The 521-nt window shown below is 67.4% G+C and carries 1 protein-coding gene; it reads right to left on the reverse strand.

Translation table 11 applies throughout. From position 1 onward, the window contains the following. On the reverse strand, positions 1-521 hold a 521-nt coding region (locus BST12_RS32665), incomplete at both ends, for a hypothetical protein (RefSeq protein ID WP_170062237.1).

Here is a 521-nt window from a genome sequence, read left to right on the forward strand (position 1 = left end):
AGGGAACCATGAACTCCGGCAACCGATCCCCCACCCAGCGGCGCACCTCACCACCACGCGCAATCGCCGCCGGATCATTGACCCAGCCCGCCAAGTCCTGCACCACCGCGCCCGGCGCATACACCTCCGACAGCGCCGACTCGGTACCGGAGAGAAAGACGATGTCCACCAATCCCGTTGTGGGCGAACAGGTCACCGCTACCCGATATCCCAATTCGCGCCCGAGTTGGTGACACAGATCGGGCATGACGGCATCGGAAGCAGATTCCACGGCCAATTCGTTCACCGGCAGGCGATCGCCCGCCTGCGCCAGTGCGCGGGCCAGCGCGACCTCGGGCCATACGCCCCGATGCGGCACCCCGGTGACCCGCAACCCCGTCGGCCGCTGCTCCTGCAGATACCTGTTCAGCGCGGCCAGACTTCCCCAGCGCTGCCACGGCTGGCTGGGGAGCTGCGCACACGAGAACACCGACGCGGGTTCCTTGTGCAGCACCACCTCGTAGCGGTGACCGCTGAGCTCG

The sequence above is a fragment of the Mycobacterium angelicum genome, from assembly GCF_002086155.1.
Lineage (GTDB): Bacteria > Actinomycetota > Actinomycetes > Mycobacteriales > Mycobacteriaceae > Mycobacterium > Mycobacterium angelicum.